Here is a 16,683-nt window from a genome sequence, read left to right as displayed (position 1 = left end):
GTGAAATAGTACCTGAAACCGTGTGTGCTGCCGCCGGCGGCCAGGCTCGCGGAGCGCCGCGCGGCGGGCGGCCGGGGACTGGCCGCCGCGCTGGCCGGCTGGCAGTTCAGCCGGAGGCCGCTGCGCGGTGCGGGACCCGTGCTGCTGCTGGTGCTGGCGGTGGCGATGGGCATGCTGGCCATCGGTCAGAGCGCTTCCTGGGAACGGTCGCAGGACGACCAGGCCGACTTCAGGTCCGGGGCATCGGTACGCGTGGTGGGCGGACCGTCCGGCGATCCGGCGGAAGCGGCCCCGTACGCCGGTCTGCCGGGCGTGCGGGAGGCGGCGCCCGCGTACCGTACGACCGCCGTCCTGTCCGGCGGCCGGACCGCCGAGGTGCTGGTGCTGGACACCGCGCACGCGGACGAGCGGATGCTGATGCGTGAGGACCTCGCCGGGACGTCCCCCCGGGCCCTGCTCGACGCGATCGCCCCGCCGGGGACCGGCCGGAGCGGGGTGGTGCTGCCCGGCGGCAGCACGCGGGTCCTGTTCGATCTGCGCGTCGGGGTCACCCCGGCCTCAGGGGGCGGGTCGCCGTCCGGCTCGGCCGCGCGGGTGGGCGTGATGCTGGAGGACCGCTACGGGACCCGTTACCGGGTGGCCGCCGGGACGGTGCCGGCCGACGGGCGGGCCCACACGGTGTCGTTCCCGGTGTCGCCCGCGGCCGGGTTGGCGGTGACCGGCTTCGAGCTGGACGGCAAGGTGGCCGGAGGACCGGCCGAGCAGCGCGTCGTCTCCGTCGCACGGCTGCGGACGTCGACCGCCGAGGGGGTCGAGGGACCGGTGGCGGCTTCGGACGGGGTGCGCTGGCGGGGGGTGTCGACCGTGACCGACGCGGCCGGGTCCCGCCCGGGCGGGAGGGTCGAGGCGGTGACCGGTACGGGCGCGGCGCCCGCCTTCCGTTACGTCACCTCGTCCGCCCCCGCGGCGGGCGGCGCCCGGGGCGCCGAGCCGGTCGAGACCCTGACGTTCGGCGTGGAGCGGCCGTCGCCCCCGGTCCTGAAAGCCGTGGCCACCGACGCGTATCTGGCCTCATCGGGCGCGCACCTCGGCCAGCAGGTCGATGTCGTGCTGGCGGGCGACACGGTCCGGGTGACGTTGGTGAAGGCGGTGCGGGAGCTGCCCACCACCGGTCCCGGCGGGACCGACGGCTCCCTCCCGGGCGCGGCGGACACGACGGCGAAGCCGGGCGGAGCCCTGCTGCTGGACCTCCGGGCGGTGTCCGAGGTACTGGCGGGAAAGTCGGGTGCCACGCCCGCACCCACGGAATGGTGGCTGAGCACGGCGCCCGGCGACGGTCCGCGGGTGGCGGCCGCACTGCGCGCACTGCCCGGCTCGGACTCCGCCCAGGTGCGGGTCCGGGACGAGTCGGCACGGGAGCTGGCGAGCGATCCGCTGGGGGCGGGACCGCAGTCGGCGCTCCGGGCGGCGGCCGTCGCGGCGGCCGCACTGGCCGCGGTCGGCTTCGCGGTCGGGCTGGTGGGCTCGCAGGGCGAGCGGTCCGCCGAATTCGCCGTGCTGCGCGCGCTGGGTGCCTCCCGGCGGCGGCTGGCCCGCACGACGGCCGCCGAACAAGGGGTGCTGATCGCTCTCGCCCTGCTGATCGGGCTCCTCCTCGGAACCGTGCTGACCCGGGCGGTCGTACCGCTCGTCGTGCTGACCGGGCAGGCGGCCCGTCCGGTGCCGGACGTGCTGGTGCTGCTGCCCGTCGGGCAGGTGGCGGCCCTGCTGGCGGCCGTCGCCTCCCTGCCCCTGCTCTTCGTCGCGGCCACCGCGCTGCGCCGCACCGATCCGGCGGTGTCGCTGCGCCACCAGGGAGACGACTGACATGAGAGCCGCCACGACTCCGGCCGCGTGCGCCCCCTGGGTGCGTACCCGGCTGCGTACCGCGCCCGGTGTCTCCGCCGCCCTCGGGGCGCTGGTGCTGCTGACGGCGTTCCTCGCCGCCGTGTTCCCGCGCGCGGTCGACGCGTACGGGACGAAGGCACTGCGCCACGACCTCACGCACGCCGCACCGGGTCGGAGTGTGCTCGAAGTGACCACGCCGCCGCCCTCACTCGGGCAGCCTTCCCCGGTCAGGGAACGGGCGATGCGTCAGAAGGCGCTGTCCGCGGCGGACGAGTCGCTGGTGGGCGGGCTCCAGGCGCCGTTGCGGGCCGATGCGCCGCGCTCCTCCTACGGCGTGCACACGACGAAGCCGCTGGTGGCGGAGGAGCCCTGGCTGCCGCGCCCCGACGGGCTGCCGCCGAGGTTCACGTACGCGGCGCCCTCGGACCTCGCCGGACACGGCAGGCTGAGTGCGGGGCGGTGGCCCGCGGTGCACGGCGAGGTGACCGCGGAGTCCCGGGAGGTGGAGGCCGCGGTCACCGAGGAGACGGCGGCCGAACTGCACATGGGGCCGGGCTCCACGATCGCGGTGCCCACCCGCGGCGGGACGGTGCTCACGGTGCGGATCACCGGCGTCGTCGTACCGTCGCGGCCGACGAGCGGTTACTGGTCGGTCGAGCCCCTGTACGGTGCCCCTTCCCTGGCGAAGGACCCGGGTTCCACCACCCCGGTCTACTTCTGGACGGCGGCGCTCCTGCTGCCGTCCGACGCGGCGCCCGCACTGCTCGCGACCCTGGGCGATCCCGAGCTGTACTGGCGCGTCGCCCCGGACGTCTCGCACCTCACCGCGGCCGACGCCCCCCGTCTGGCCACCGCCGTCGCCGCGATGGAGCACGGCCCCGGACTGCTGCGGTTCCGGGACGCCAACGGGCCGAACACCAGGCTCACCACGGAACTCGACGCCGTCCTCGACGCCCACCTCGCGATGCGTGCCGCGATCGACCCGCTGGTCACGGTCGCCGCGACGGGCATCGCCTCGGTCGCCGCCGTCGTCCTCCTGATGACCGGCGGGCTGATCGGCGCCCGCCGCCGCCAGGAACTCGCGCTGATGCGCTCGCGCGGCGGCTCGCTCGCGGGCATCGGGGGGCGGCTCTTCGCCGAGACCGCGGTGAGCGCGTTGCCGGCGGCAGCACTCGGGCTGCTCCTGGCCGTCCTGCTCGTCCCGGACACCGGGTTCGCCCGCGCCGTGGTGGGCGCGGCCGCCGTCGCCGTCCCGGTCTGCGTGGTGCTGCCCCTGCGTACGACCCTGCACCACCGCCGGCCCCTGCCGCCCGGGGCCCGCGACGACGTGACCGACGCCCGGCCCACCCTGCGGCGCACGATCGCCGAACTGACGCTGCTCGTCCTGGCGGTCGCCGCGGTCGCCGCGCTGCGCGGCCGCGGCACGTCGGCGGAGTCGGGTGCCGATCCCCTGGTCAGCGCCGCCCCGGTCCTGGTGGCGCTGATCGCGGCGCTCGTACTGGTGCGGCTGTATCCCCTGCCGCTGCGGCTGGCGTCGCGGCCGACCGCGAGACTGCGCGGCGCGGTGGGTTTCCTCTCGCTGGCCCGGGCCGGCCGGGCACCGTCGAGCGGCCTGCTGCTCCTGCTGGCGCTGCTGGTCGCGCTGACCACGGCGGCGTTCGGCGGGTCCGTCCTCGCGGGCGTGGCGGACGCGCGCGACGACGCGGCGCTGCGAGCGGTCGGCGCGGACGCCCGCATCAGCGGTGTGGGTGCCCCGTCCCCGGTTCCGGAGGAGGTTCTCGTACGGCTCCGGGAGCGGGCCGGCGTCGAGGACGTCGCACCCGTGCACATCGAGTACCCGACGGCTGCGCGGGGCGTCGGGTCGGAGACCGGGCGGGCGGCACTGCTGGGCGTCGAGCCCGCGTCGTACGCGCGGCTGGCCCACGCCACCGGGCTGCCCGCCTTCCCGGTCGGCGCGCTGAAGGCCGGCGCGGGCCGGGGCGGGCCGGTGCCCGCCGTCGTCTCGCCCGCCTTGGCGAAGCGGCTGGGCGACCGGCCGTACACCGTCCGGGCGCAGGGCGGGAACCTCACGGTGCGGGTCGCCGGGGTGCTCCCGCGGACCTCGGCGGTGAGCGGTACGGAATTCCTGATCGTCGACGCCGGGGCGCTCGCCGAACCGGGCACCACCACGCTTCTGGTCACCGGGGGCGGCCTCGACGAGAGGACCCTGCGCGCGGCGGCCCGCGAAGCGGGTCCGGAGTACACGGTGCGTCTGCGGTCGGTGGAGCGCGGGAAACTCGTCGACACCCCGTTGCAGGCGGGTGCCGAACGGCTCTACGAGGCGGCCGTGGTGGCCGGGGCGGGGTACGCCCTGCTCGCCGTGGTGCTCTCGCTGCTGCAGACGGCGCCGGAGCGCACCACGCTCCTGGCGAGGCTGCGCACGATGGGGCTCACCGTCCGTCAGGGGCGGCGGCTGCTCGCCCTCGAAGCGCTGCCGCAGGCGCTGCTCGCGGCGGTGGGCGGGCTGCTGGTCGGCTGGGCGGCCGTCGCCCTGCTGGCGCCCGGGGTCGGCCTGTCCGCGCTGGCGCTGGGCGACGGTGCTCCGGATGCCGGGCATCCGGCGCTGCTCCGGCCGGATGCCTGGTCGCTGACGCTCCCGGCGCTGGGAGTGGTCGTGCTCACCGCGGCCGTGGCCGGGGTGCAGGCGTGGTGGTCGGGGCGCCGTGGATCGATCAAGGAACTCAGGGCAGGAGACACCCGGTGACATCATCGACGCAGACCACGCTGGCGGAGCTCGAGAGGCGGGCGGCCTCACGCCGTGACCGGCCCGAGTACGGCCATGACGCACTGATCGCCTGCGACCGGCTGGTGCGCGTCTTCTCGGCCGACGGCGTGGAGGTGCAGGCTCTGCAGGGGCTCGATCTGCTCGTCCAGAAGGGCGAGTTGATGGCCCTGGTCGGTGCCTCGGGCAGCGGGAAGTCGACCCTGATGAACATCCTGGCGGGGCTGGACGTCCCCACCGCCGGTTCGGCGAAGGCTGCGGGCTTCGACCTGCTGACGATGGGTCCGAAGGAGCGGCTGCGCTACCGCCGTGACGTGGTCGGGTTCGTCTGGCAGCAGACCTCCCGGAACCTGCTGTCCTACCTGACCGCGGTACAGAACGTCACCTTGCCGATGCAGTTGCGCGGCGGGCGGGGTGGGAAGCGGGCACGGGCCGGGCGGGCCGATTCCCTGCTGGAGATGCTGGAGGTCACCGACTGCCGGGACCGCCGCCCCGCCCAGATGTCCGGCGGCCAGCAGCAGCGGGTGGCGATCGCGGTGGCTCTGGCCAACAACCCCTCGCTGCTGCTGGCCGACGAGCCGACGGGCGAGCTGGACTCCGCGACGGGCGAGCAGGTGTTCGCGGCTTTCCGCCGTGCCAACGAAGAGCTGGGCACGACCGTCGTGATCGTCACCCACGACCGGGCGGTGGCCGAGGAGGTGCGCCGCACCGTCGCGATCCGGGACGGCCGCACCTCCTCCGAGGTGCTGCGGCGCAGCGAGGTCGACGCGGCGACGGGGCAGGAGTCCCTGGTGTCCCGCGAGTACGCGATGCTCGACCGGGCGGGCCGGCTGCAGCTTCCGGCGGACTACACCGCGGCGCTGGGGATGGAGCACCGGGTCGCGCTGGAGCTCGAACGGGACCACATCGGGGTGTGGCCGGACAACGCCGGGAAGTGAACCCGTGGGGGCTCCCGACCGGGCGGCCGGCCCCGGTCGGAGGCCGCTCGGCGGGCTCTCAGCGCTGGTAGCGGGCGAGGACCCGGTTGCCGTCGTCGACCAGGCGCTTCCTCAGTTCGTCCTGGCCGATCGCGCCGCTGTAGTACTCCTGGAGCGCGGGGGTGGCCACCTTGTCCTTCCACTCCGGGTAGCCGCGTACGGACTGGGCGGGGGCCGGGCGTAGTTGCCGGGCGAGTGCGGTGCCGGTGGCCCAGCCCTGGTCCTCGGTGTGCAGCGCGGGGTCGGCGAGGGCCTCGGTGCCGGTGGGCAGCATCCAGTCGCCCTTGGCGAGGCGGACCATGTTGGGCGGGTCGAGCAGGAAGTCGATGAACTCCACCGCTTCCCTCTTGTGCGGGCTGTCCTCGGCGACGGAGAGGGTCTGCGGGCTCACGCCCTGGGCCGTGCCGTCGCTGCCGGCGGGCGCGGGCAGCACGCTCCACTCGAAGCCCTCGGGCGCCTGCTCGACGACCTGTTGCCGGTAGGCGAAGCCGAGCGGCACCATGGCGTACTTGCCGCCGAAGAACCCGGGCAGGGTGTCGGAGCCGCCCATGCCGAGGGCGGTCCGGGCCGCGCTGTGGTCGACGGTGACCTGGTCGTGGATGGTCCGGGTCACGACGGAGTCGCCCTCGTCGAAGCGGAGGTCCACCTTCCCGTCCTCGCCCCGGTGGAAGAGCCGGCCTCCGGCCGAGAGCCCCAGGTTGAGGGTGACCGAGACGGGTTCCTTGAGCGGCCAGGCGACGCCGTACCGCCCCTTGCCGGTGAGTTCCTTGGTGACCTGGCGGAACTCCTCCCAGCTCCACGGCCGGTCGGCGGTGGGGATGCGGACGCCCGAGGCCTTGAGGATCTTCGTGTTGGCGATGAGGACCTTGGGTTCCTGGAGGAACGGGACGCCGTAGACACCGCCGTCGAAGGTGGTGGTGGACCAGGAGGCCTGCGGGATGTCCTTCGTCAGCCGGTCGGGGAGGAGGGTGCGGAGATCGGCGAGGTAGCCGCCGTACGCGAAGTCCGCCAGGTCGTCGGAGGCGTCGTGGATGATGTCGGGCGCCTCGTCCCCCTCGAACGAGGTGAGCAGCTGGTCGTGGACGCTGTCCCAGCTGCCCTGGACGTAGTCCACCTGGATGTCGGGGTGGGAGGCGTTCCATTCCGCGACGAGTTCCTTGTTGGCGGCGACGGACTCCGTCTGCCAGGCCAGGGACTGGAAGCGCAGGTGCACGGTCCCGTCGGCGTCCCTGCCGTCGCTCCCGCCGCCGGAGCATCCGGCGAGCAGCAGGGTGAGCACGGTCGCGGCCGAGGCCGCCGCCCTGGTGAGCGCGCGCATCAGCTCTTCACCGCCCCGGCGAGCATGCCGCCGGTGATCCGGCGCTGGATGAAGGCGAAGAGGAGGAGCGAGGGCAGCGTGGCGAGGAACGCGGCGGCGGCGAGCGGACCGAGGTCGGCCGCGCCCTCGGCGCCGATGAAGTGGGTGAGGACGACCGGCAAGGTCTGCTTCTCCGGAGTCTTGAGCAGGACGAGGGCGAAGAAGAACTCGTTCCAGGCGGTGATGAAGGCGAAGAGGGCGGTGGCCACGATCCCGGGGGCCAGCAGCGGGGCGGTGACCGAGACGAGGGTGCGCAGTCGTCCGGCGCCGTCGACGGAGGCCGCTTCCTCCAGTTCGGCGGGCACGGCCCGGACGTAGCCGACGAGCATCCAGAGCGCGAAGGGCAGCGACCAGACGACGTAGACCATGATCAGCCCCGCCAGGGAGTTGATCAGGTGCAGGTTCTTCAGGATGAGGAAGAGCGGGATGATCAGCAGGACGAAGGGGAACGCCTGGCTGATCACGACCCAGCCGGTGGCGGCGGCCGAGAGCTTGCCCCGGTGGCGGGCCATCACGTAGGCCATCGGGGTGGCGATCAGGACGCAGATCACCCCGGCGCTGACGGCGGCGAACAGGGAGTTCCCCGCCGCCTGGAGCAGTGGCTGTTCGTCGAACGCCTGCCGGAAGTTGTCCAGGGTGGGGTGCTGGGGAATCCAGGTGGGGTGCAGCGAGCCCAGTTCACGGGCGGGCTTGAAGGCCGTGGAGATCAGCCAGAGGAACGGGAACGCCAGGAAGACGAGGTACCCGGTGAGCGCGAGGTACTGCCCCGCTCGGGTGGCGCGTCCGGTGCGCATGCTCATCGGTCGTCCCCTCCCCGGAGCCGGCCGGCCAGGTACACGGCGAGGATCACGGAGATCACCGCGACCATCACACAGCCCATGGCCGCCGCGTAGCCGAACTGGCCGTAACGGAAAGCCTCTTCGTACGCGAAGAGCATCGGCAGCCGGGTCCGTCCGCCGGGTCCGCCGCTGGTCAGGACGTAGACCAGGGCGAAGGAGTTGAAGTTCCAGATGAAGTTGAGGGCCGTGATGGAGAGGGCGACGGGTTTCAGGGCGGGCCAGGTGACGGTACGGAAGCGGCGCCAGGCCCCGGCGCCGTCGAGGGCGGCTGCCTCGTGGAGTTCGTGCGGGGTGTTCTGGAGTCCGGCCAGCAGCGCGACGGTGGACTGGGGCATCCCGGCCCAGATCCCCACGACGATCACGGCGGGCAGCGCGGTACCGAAGCCGGTGAGCCAGTCGCGGCCGTCTCCGAGGCCGAGGTCGCGGATGGTCTCGTTGAGGATGCCCGCGTCCGGGTTGTAGACCAGCCGCCACATGATGCCGACGACGACCTCGGGCATCGCCCACGGGATGATCGCCAGCGCGCGGGCCAGCCAGCGCATCCGCAGGTTCTCGTTGAGGAGCAGCGCGAGGCCGAGGGCGAGCAGGAACTGCGGGACGGTGACGCCGACCGCCCAGAGCAGGCCGATCCGGAAGGAGTCCCAGAAGAGGGTGTCGTGCAGCAGGTCCTGGAAGTTCAGCGCGCCGATCCACTGGGTGGAGCGGGTGCGGCCGGACTGCGCGTCGGTGAAGGCGAGCCCGATGCCGTAGAGCAGCGGTCCGACGCTGAGGACGAGGATCGGGATGAGTGCGGGCAGCACCAGGAACCAGGTGGCCCGGTCGCGGGCGGCCCGCTCGCCGCCGCGTCCGTCGTCCTTGCGGCGCTGTCCCGGCCCCCGGCCGGCCGCCCTGCCGCCCGTCCGCTCCGTCACGGCCGGAGTCGCCAATGTCACTGATTGACCTCTTCGTCGCATCTGATCGGCTTTCTGCCGCTCTGGCCGCTCACCCGGCCCCCGTCATGGTCCTGACGGGCCGACCGTTCGTCAAGGTGGCCTGCATGAATGCGAAAATCAGGCCATGAACGAAGAGCGAGCGCGCGAGGTACTGACCGCTGCCGGACTGGCCGGAAACAGCGGCTCCGGCTCCGCCGCCGGGGCGGAACTCCTCGCGCTGGGCGAGAACGCGGCTTTCGCCGTGGGCGACCTGGTGGTCAAGGTCGGCCGCGACGCGACGCACCATCCGGAACTGCGCGAACGCGCCGCACGCGAGGTCGCCGTGGCCGGCTGGCTCGCGGACTCCGGCGTCCCCGCCGTACGGGCCGCCGAGTCCGCGCCCCGCCTCGTGGAGGGGCACCCGGTGACCCTCTGGCACCGGCTTCCGGACGCCGTGCGGGCCCCCGAACCGCGCGATCTGGCCCCCCTGTTGACCTTGGTGCACGCCCTGAAGGCACCGGAGGGCTTCACCTTGCCCCGCCGCGAACTGCTCGGCGGGGTCGAGCGCTGGCTCCAGCTGGCGGGCGACGCGATCGACCCGGCGGACGCCGACTATCTCCGCGCACGCCGGGACGGCTTCGCGGCTGCCGCCGCCGCCCTCGTACCCCGCCTTCCGCCGGGTCCGGTGCACGGCGACGCGCTGCCGCGCAACGTCCATGTCGGCCCGGACGGCCCGGTCCTGGTCGACCTGGAGACCTTCTCCTTCGACCTGCGCGAGCACGACCTCGTGGTGCTCGCCCTCTCCCGCGACCGGTACGGACTCCCCGCCGACGCGTACGACGCCTTTACCGTCGCCTACGGCTGGGACGTACGGGAATGGGACGGCTGTGCCGTACTGCGCGGGGCCCGGGAGACGGCCAGCTGCGCCTGGGTCGCCCAGCACGCACCGGCCAACCCGAAGGCGCTCGCCGAGTTCCGCCGCCGGGTCGCCTCGCTGCGGGACGGTGACGCCGAGGTGCGGTGGTACCCCTTCTGAGGCGCGGCAGGCCGTCCCGCCGGTTCCTGCCGGACCAGACCGCAAAGAGTCCTTCGCAAACAACCCTTCGCGAAGAACTCTTTGCGGTCTACTGTGTGCGCCATGACCGATGCGACGAAGAGGGCCGACGGCTCCGCCGAGAAGCACTCAGTGGTCCTGGACGCCAGGGGACTTCGTGCCCTGGCACATCCGCTGCGCGTGCGGTTGGTCGAGGTACTGCGGGGCCACGGTCCCTCGACCGCCACCCGCCTCGCGGAGCGGCTGGGGGTGAACTCCGGGACTGCCAGCTACCACCTGCGCCAACTCGGTGCGGCCGGATTCGTCGAGGAGGACGCGGAGCGCGGCAACGCGCGGGAACGCTGGTGGCGTTCGGTCCACCGGACGACCGAGCTCAACGACCGGAGCCTGGTGGACGGGGAGCCCGAGGCCGCACTGACGTACCTGCGGTCCGTCGCCGCCACCTACACCCTGCGCACCCAGCGGACGCTGAACGAGGTGCAGACACTGCCCGAGGCGTGGCGGGGGACCTTCGACATGAGCGACTGGTCCCTGCGGCTCACTCCCGAGGAAGCCGTCTCCCTGCGACGGGATTTGAGGGACGTCATCGCCCGCTACCGGGCGGACGACCCGGACACGGCGGCCGAGGCTCCGGAAGGGGCCCAGCGGGTCGGCCTCATCACACACATCCTGCCCGAACCGGACGCGCCCGCCACGGCCGAGGAGCACTCCGGCTCACGGACCGCGACGGGGACGTCATGAACAAGACCGCCCCGGCCACCGGCGGCATATCCGGCGGGCGGTCCTTACGGCCGCTGGGCGGGGTGCTGACGGCCATGGCCGTATCGCTGACCGGTACGCGGATCTCGGCCGTGGCGCTCCCCTGGTTCGTGCTCGTCACGACGGGCAGCGCGACGCGCACCGGGTTGGTCGCCTTCTGCGAGATGGCCCCGTACGTCGTGGTCAAGGCGCTCGCGGGGCCGGTGGTGGACCGCGTCGGCCCGCGGGCCGTCTCCTGGACGACGGACACGGTCAGTGCGGTCGCCGCCGCGCTGGTCCCCCTCCTCCACGCGACGCACCTCCTGTCCTTTCCGCTCCTGCCGGCCCTGGTCGCGGTGGTCGGCGCGGCGCGCGGCCCCGGCGACCTGGCCAAGGAAGTCATGGTGCCCGAGGCGGCCGAGCGCGCCGGAGTACCGCTGGAACGTGCCATGGGCGTGTCCGGCGTGATCGAGCGCCTCGCGTCCACCCTCGGTCCTGCCGTCGGCGGTTCCCTGGTGGCGCTGCTCGGCCCCCTGACCGGACTCGCCCTCAACGCCGGTTCCTTCGCTCTCGGATCGATCATCATCGGGGTCGCGCTGCCCCGCGGCGTCGGGCGGGCGGCCGACCGGGAACCGGCGGCGGCCGGCTCGAAGGAACCGGGCTACTGGCGGCGCTTCGGCGAAGGCTTCACCTTCCTCCGCGGCGAACCCTTGCTGCTCACCGTCATCGTCACGGTGGGCGTCACCAACCTGCTGGACGCCGCGATCAACTCCGTGCTCATCCCCCTCTGGGCCCGTGAGTCCGGCCACGGTCCGGCCGCGATCGGCCTGACCGGCAGCGCGCTCGGCGCGGCGGCGGTCGCCGGGAGTCTGATCGCCGCGGCGACCGCGCACCGGCTCCGGCGCAGGCGGGTGGTCCTCGGCGGGTTCCTCCTCATCGGGGCCCCGAGATTCCTGATCCTCGCCTCGGACGCCCCGCTGTGGACGGTCGTCGCCGTCTTCGCGGTGGGCGGTTTCGGCGGGGGCTTCATCAACCCCGTGCTGGGAGCCGTTCTCGTCGAGCGGGTGCCGCGCCGCATGCTGGGCCGGGTCAACGCGCTCGGCGACTCACTGGCCTGGGCCGGCATCCCCCTCGGCGGGCTGCTGGCCGGGGCCGCGGTGACCGCTGTCGGGCTCACCCCGGTGCTGCTCGCCTGCGGGGCCGCGTACTTCCTCACCACGAACCTGGCCGGACTGCGGCCGGAATGGGGTGAGATGGACCGTACGGGCCGGCCGGGCGCGGAGAAGCCGCAGGGCGGGGAGGACACCTCGCCGGACCGTGCGGGTGCGGCGGCCTGACGCCGGGCGGCCCCGCTCCTGAGCTGGTCTCCTCGGCCGATGGGCCGGGGCCCGGGGCAGGGGCGGCACGCATCCGGGACAGGCCGGGGCGGCACGGTGACCGGGACCGGGCCGGGGCGGGACGTGAACCGGGACCGGGCCGGGGCGGCACGTGAACCGGCTTGTGGGGAGCGAGGCCCAGGACCTCCGCCCCTCCCGGTCTACCGGCTCCGGGGGATGACCGGCCAGGCCGGTTCGACGACGACGGTCGGGTCGGTCCGCCGCAGGTACGCCTGCAGCGAGACCGACTGCGCGGCCGCCGCCACCACCTGGAGGTCGTGCAGGTCCGTCAGGGGCATCGCCCCGACCGGCCGGTGCACCTCCCCCATGCGCCGCACCACCTGGACGGCGGCCACCGCGTCCGCCCTCGCGTCGTGGGCGTCGTCCAGTGACACCCCGTAGTGCGCGCACAGCGCGTGCAGGGCACGCCGGCCCTTGCGGTACTTGTCGACGTGCTTGTCGATCACCAGGGGGTCGACGACCGGCGAGGGCGCGGTGCCGAGCCGCTCGGTGATCGACCGCAGTCCGTGGCGCCGGCACTCGCGGTCCAGCAGGGACAGGTCGTAGCGCGCGTTCATCACGACGAGCGGGGTCCCCGAGCGCAGGACTCCGGCGACGGTCGCCGCGATCTCCTCGATCGCGCCCCGTGCCGGGACGCCGTACTCGCGGGCGTGGTCCGTGGAGATGCCGTGGATCGCCGAAGCCTGTTCGGGTATCGCCACCCCCGGATCCAGCAGCCAGGTCCGCTCCTCGGAGACGGCCCCGTCCGCGTCCAGCCGCACGATCGCCGCCGTGACGACGCGGTCGGTCTCGACGTCCGTGCCCGTCGTCTCCAAGTCGAAGCCGACCAGTGGTTCCCGGTGCCAGCTCATCCCGTACCTCCTCCGTGGTGCTTACCCCCAGTGAGGAACACCCTGTCACGCACCACTGACACGACGGTCGGCGGGCGGTCCGGTCCCGGGCGTCCCGGAGACGGTCCGGGGCCTCTCCGGAAGGACTTCAGAGAGGTTCAGGAGACCGGCCGGGAGTCGGTCCACACCGACTCGAACTCCTCGCGGTACGTCTCGAACAGTCCGTGCTCGGCCTCCTGCCCCGCCCGGACGACCGCACGCCCGCCGCCCCGGAGGACCAGGACGGGCGCCTCCATCCCGCGTGCGCGGCGCAGATAGGGCTGGACGACCCCCACCGCGTCGGATCCGTCGCCGTCGACCAGATAGGCGGTGAAGCGCGGGGTCTCGTCGAACACCTGGATCTGGAAGGCCCCCGGGTCGCGGAGCCGGGCCCGCACCCTGCGCATGTGCAGGATGTTCATCTCGACGGACCGGCTCAGCTCGCCCTTGCGGAGGCCGAGTTCCCGCTCGCGGCGGCGGACCGCGCTGCTGGCCGGATTGATGAAGAGCAGCCTTATCCGGCAGCCTGTCTCGGCGAGCCGCACCAGCCGCCGCCCGGAGAAGTTCTGCACGAGCAGGTTGAGCCCTATGCCGATCGCGTCGAGCCGCCGGGCGTTGCCGAACAGGTCCTCGGCCGGGAGCTGGCGCTGGAGCCGCACCCGGTCGGGGTGGACGGAGACCACGTCGGCGTACCGGTCGCCGACCAGGGATTCGACGGCGTCGACGGGCAGCCGGTCGGCGGAGGGCACGGCGGCCCCGCCGCCGAGGATGGTCAGGAGCCGCTGGGAGGCCCGCTCGGCCTGAGCGTGGACGGCCTCGTTGAGCGCGCGGTTGCGGGAGACGACGTTCCGCGCGACCTCCAGCTCGTCCAGTGCCAGCTCGACGTCGCGCCGGTCGTCGAAGTACGGCTCGAAGCAGGGCCAGTGCTGGACCATCAGCTCGCGGAGCTGGGGCAAAGTCAGGAAGCTCAGGACGTTGTCGTCGGCGGGGTCGAGCAGATAGCCCTTCCGGCGGGACACCTCGCGCACGGCGACGGCCCGCTGCACCCACTCCTGCCCGGCGGGCCCGGCGGCGGCCACCACCCAGTCCTCGCCGTTCACCGGCGCGTAGACCGGCCGCAGCACGGCGGCGACGACCGCGCGGAGCCGCTGCTCGACGAGATTCAGCCAGATGTACGCACGGCCGGCGCGCTGGGCACGAGTCCGCACCTCGCCCCAGTCCTCGGCGCTCCAGCCCAGCTCCGCGCCGATCTCCAGGGGCTGCGCCAGGGATACCGTCCCGGGCGGCGCGTCGTTCGGCTCCCCCTCGTGACTCACGTCACCCGGAGGCAGCTCGAACCCTCCCGAGCTCACCCGTGCACCGCCTTCCACTCCCCCACCCAACGATCACGGAAGGGTACTCCGCGAGCGCGGACCCGTGCAGCCCCCCGCCGAGGACGCTCCGTCAACTGGTGTACCGAAACCACGGGTTCTCTGGCCGGTCGGGGAACGGAGTGAGCTGATTCATAGTGAGGTGACCAGCCGGGGACCGGTGTTCGGGGCGCCGGGGAGGTTCCGACGGACCGGACGGGCCGCAGGGGTGTAACGCGGTGCGGTGTGTTGACGGCCCGCGCCGGGGTACACGGCGCACGGCGCCTCCCGTTCGCGACCGCACCGGCCGACGTACTAGGTACGCGCGCCACTTTCGGGGATTATCTGGCTGAAGAACCGCACCACACCCGGATCAGAAGTGGAAGAGTCATATCTATGCAGGTCTGGCCGGGACAGGCGTATCCGCTCGGCGCCACGTACGACGGCGCCGGGACCAACTTCGCGGTCTTCTCGGAGGCCGCCCACCGCATCGAACTGTGTCTGCTGCACGACGACGGTTCCGAGACGGCGGTCGAGCTGCGCGAGACCGACGCCTTCGTCCGTCACGCCTACCTGCCCGGCATCATGCCGGGCCAGCGGTACGGCTTCCGCGTGCACGGACCCTACGAACCCCAGAACGGGCAGCGGTGCAACTCCGCGAAGCTGCTGCTCGACCCCTACGCGCGGGCCGTCGCCGGGAAGATCGAGTGGGGCGAGGCGGTGTACGGCTACCCCTTCGGGCGCCCCGACGCGCGCAACGACCTCGACTCGGCCCCGCACATGATGAGCTCCGTCGTGGTCAACCCGTACTTCGACTGGGGCGACGACCGCAGACCGCGTACGGACTACCACCGCACCGTGATCTACGAGGCCCACGTCAAGGGCCTGACGATGCTCCACCCGGGTCTACCCGAGGAGCTGCGGGGCACCTACGCGGGTCTGGCGCATCCGGAGGTGATCGCCCATCTGACGGAGCTGGGCGTCACCGCGATCGAGCTGATGCCGGTGCACCAGTTCGTCCAGGACCACCGGCTGGCCGACGCCGGACTCGCCAACTACTGGGGTTACAACACCATCGGCTTCTTCGCCCCGCACAACGCGTACGCCTCCTGGGGCGACCGCGGGGAGCAGGTGCTGGAGTTCAAGCAGGCCGTCCGGGCACTGCACCAGGCGGGCATCGAGGTGATCCTCGACGTGGTCTACAACCACACCGCCGAGGGCAATCACCTGGGTCCGACGCTCTCCTTCCGGGGGCTGGACAACGCCTCCTACTACCGTCTGACGGACGACCAGCGCTACTACATGGACACCACGGGCACCGGGAACTCGCTGCTCATGCGGTCCCCGCACGTGCTCCAGATGATCATGGACTCGCTGCGGTACTGGGTGACCGAGATGCACGTGGACGGTTTCCGCTTCGACCTCGCCGCGACGCTCGCCCGGCAGTTCCACGAGGTGGACCGGCTGTCGTCCTTCTTCGACCTGGTGCAACAGGACCCGGTGGTGAGCCAGGTGAAGCTGATCGCGGAGCCCTGGGACGTCGGCGAGGGCGGCTACCAGGTCGGCAACTTCCCGCCGCTGTGGACCGAGTGGAACGGCAAGTACCGCGACACCGTGCGCGACCTGTGGCGGGGCGAGCCCCGGACGCTGGCCGAGTTCGCGGGGCGGCTGACCGGCTCCTCCGACCTCTACCAGGACGACGGCCGCCGGCCGCTCGCCTCGATCAACTTCACCACCTGCCACGACGGATTCACCCTGCACGACCTCGTCTCGTACAACGACAAGCGCAACGACGCCAACGGCGAGGGGAATCGGGACGGCGAGAGCCACAACCGCTCGTGGAACTGCGGCGCGGAGGGCGAGAGTGACGACCCGGCGGTGCTGGAGCTGCGGGCGCGCCAGATGCGTAACTTCATCGCCACGCTGATGCTCTCGCAGGGCGTGCCGATGCTCAGCCACGGCGACGAGTTCGCCCGCACGCAGGACGGCAACAACAACGCCTACTGCCAGGACAACGAACTCTCCTGGGTGCACTGGCCCGATCCCGTGCGGAAACCGGGTGACGCCGGTACGGAGGACGAGGGGGGCACCGGGGACGCGGAGGCCGTACGCAGGCCGGGCGACGGGCTGCTGGAGTTCACCCGGGCCATGGTCTGGCTGCGCCGGGACCATCCCGTCTTCCGGCGGCGCCGCTTCTTCCACGGGCGCCCGGTCGAAGGCACTCACGACGAGCTCTCGGACATCGCGTGGTTCACGCCCGAGGGCAAGGAGATGACCCAGCGGGACTGGCAGGCCGCGCACGCCAAGGCGATGACCGTCTTCCTCAACGGGCACGCCATCTCGGAGCCCGGACCGCGCGGCGAGCGGATCTTCGACGACTCCTTCCTGCTGATGTTCAACGCGGGTGCGGAGACGCTGGACTTCGCGGTCCCCGTCAACCACGGCGAACAGAGGCGCTCGACCGGGTGGCTGCCGAAGGCGCGGCCCCGGGTGGCAAGCAGATTGAGCCAGGTCGCCCCGCAGTCGAAGCGGAAGTCGTACGGG

General features: G+C 73.0%; 11 protein-coding genes and 1 pseudogene. 7 read left to right on the top strand and 5 right to left on the bottom strand.

What is annotated here, in order from left to right; all coding sequences use genetic code 11:
- Positions 1 to 24: 24 nt before the first annotated feature.
- From ACWD3D_RS20070 to ACWD3D_RS20060, 3 genes and pseudogenes are all read left to right on the top strand, one after another.
- A pseudogene (locus ACWD3D_RS20070) lies at positions 25 to 1,866 on the top strand (FtsX-like permease family protein); the annotation flags it as partial.
- 1 nt (position 1,867) lies between these two features.
- Entirely contained in the window at positions 1,868 to 4,630 is a 2,763-nt protein-coding gene (locus tag ACWD3D_RS20065; RefSeq protein ID WP_451462187.1) for an FtsX-like permease family protein, read from the top strand.
- Positions 4,627 to 5,586 (top strand): ABC transporter ATP-binding protein, encoded by a 960-nt coding sequence (locus tag ACWD3D_RS20060; RefSeq protein WP_451462186.1) that lies wholly within the window; start codon positions 4,627 to 4,629, stop codon positions 5,584 to 5,586. The genes ACWD3D_RS20065 and ACWD3D_RS20060 overlap by 4 nt, the downstream gene beginning before the upstream one ends.
- A 58-nt stretch (positions 5,587 to 5,644) precedes the next feature.
- On the opposite strand, the gene ACWD3D_RS20055 is transcribed toward ACWD3D_RS20060, so the two are convergent.
- From ACWD3D_RS20055 to ACWD3D_RS20045, 3 genes are read right to left on the bottom strand one after another with little or no spacing between them, the layout of a single operon-like run.
- On the bottom strand, positions 5,645 to 6,943 hold the full coding sequence (locus ACWD3D_RS20055) for an ABC transporter substrate-binding protein (RefSeq protein WP_451462185.1): 1,299 nt from the start codon (positions 6,941 to 6,943) through the stop codon (positions 5,645 to 5,647).
- The gene (locus tag ACWD3D_RS20050) at positions 6,943 to 7,782 is read right to left on the bottom strand and encodes a carbohydrate ABC transporter permease (RefSeq protein ID WP_451462184.1); all 840 of its coding nucleotides are present in this window, start codon (positions 7,780 to 7,782) and stop codon (positions 6,943 to 6,945) included. Before ACWD3D_RS20050 ends, ACWD3D_RS20055 begins: the two co-directional genes overlap by 1 nt.
- The gene (locus ACWD3D_RS20045) at positions 7,779 to 8,753 is read right to left on the bottom strand and encodes a carbohydrate ABC transporter permease (protein ID WP_451462183.1); all 975 of its coding nucleotides are present in this window, start codon (positions 8,751 to 8,753) and stop codon (positions 7,779 to 7,781) included. The genes ACWD3D_RS20050 and ACWD3D_RS20045 overlap by 4 nt, the downstream gene beginning before the upstream one ends.
- A 124-nt stretch (positions 8,754 to 8,877) precedes the next feature.
- Between ACWD3D_RS20045 and ACWD3D_RS20040 the strand changes: the two genes are divergently transcribed.
- The 3 genes from ACWD3D_RS20040 (at position 8,878) to ACWD3D_RS20030 (ending at position 11,861) form a co-directional block, all read left to right on the top strand.
- A complete protein-coding gene (locus ACWD3D_RS20040) occupies positions 8,878 to 9,768 on the top strand; it encodes a phosphotransferase enzyme family protein (RefSeq protein WP_451462182.1) in 891 nt (296 codons plus the stop codon).
- Positions 9,769 to 9,870: 102 nt separating this feature from the next.
- Complete coding sequence (locus tag ACWD3D_RS20035) at positions 9,871 to 10,527, top strand: ArsR/SmtB family transcription factor (protein ID WP_451462181.1); 657 nt, start codon at positions 9,871 to 9,873, stop codon at positions 10,525 to 10,527.
- A complete protein-coding gene (locus ACWD3D_RS20030; protein WP_451462180.1) occupies positions 10,524 to 11,861 on the top strand; it encodes an MFS transporter in 1,338 nt (445 codons plus the stop codon). The genes ACWD3D_RS20035 and ACWD3D_RS20030 overlap by 4 nt, the downstream gene beginning before the upstream one ends.
- 200 nt (positions 11,862 to 12,061) lie before the next feature.
- On the opposite strand, the gene ACWD3D_RS20025 is transcribed toward ACWD3D_RS20030, so the two are convergent.
- Both ACWD3D_RS20025 and ACWD3D_RS20020 read right to left on the bottom strand, forming a co-directional pair.
- On the bottom strand, positions 12,062 to 12,772 hold the full coding sequence (locus ACWD3D_RS20025; protein ID WP_451462179.1) for an exonuclease domain-containing protein: 711 nt from the start codon (positions 12,770 to 12,772) through the stop codon (positions 12,062 to 12,064).
- 137 nt (positions 12,773 to 12,909) lie between these two features.
- Positions 12,910 to 14,142: an SAV2148 family HEPN domain-containing protein gene (locus ACWD3D_RS20020; protein WP_451462178.1), complete on the bottom strand. Its 1,233-nt coding sequence runs from the start codon at positions 14,140 to 14,142 to the stop codon at positions 12,910 to 12,912.
- A gap of 393 nt (positions 14,143 to 14,535) precedes the next feature.
- Between ACWD3D_RS20020 and glgX the strand changes: the two genes are divergently transcribed.
- A partial coding sequence (glgX, locus tag ACWD3D_RS20015) for a glycogen debranching protein GlgX (protein ID WP_451462177.1) occupies positions 14,536 to 16,683 on the top strand: 2,148 nt, incomplete at its 3' end.

The sequence above is a fragment of the Streptomyces sp. NPDC002690 genome, from assembly GCF_053592415.1.
Note: the sequence above shows the minus strand (reverse complement) of the source record. Positions and strands in the feature narration are given on the sequence as shown.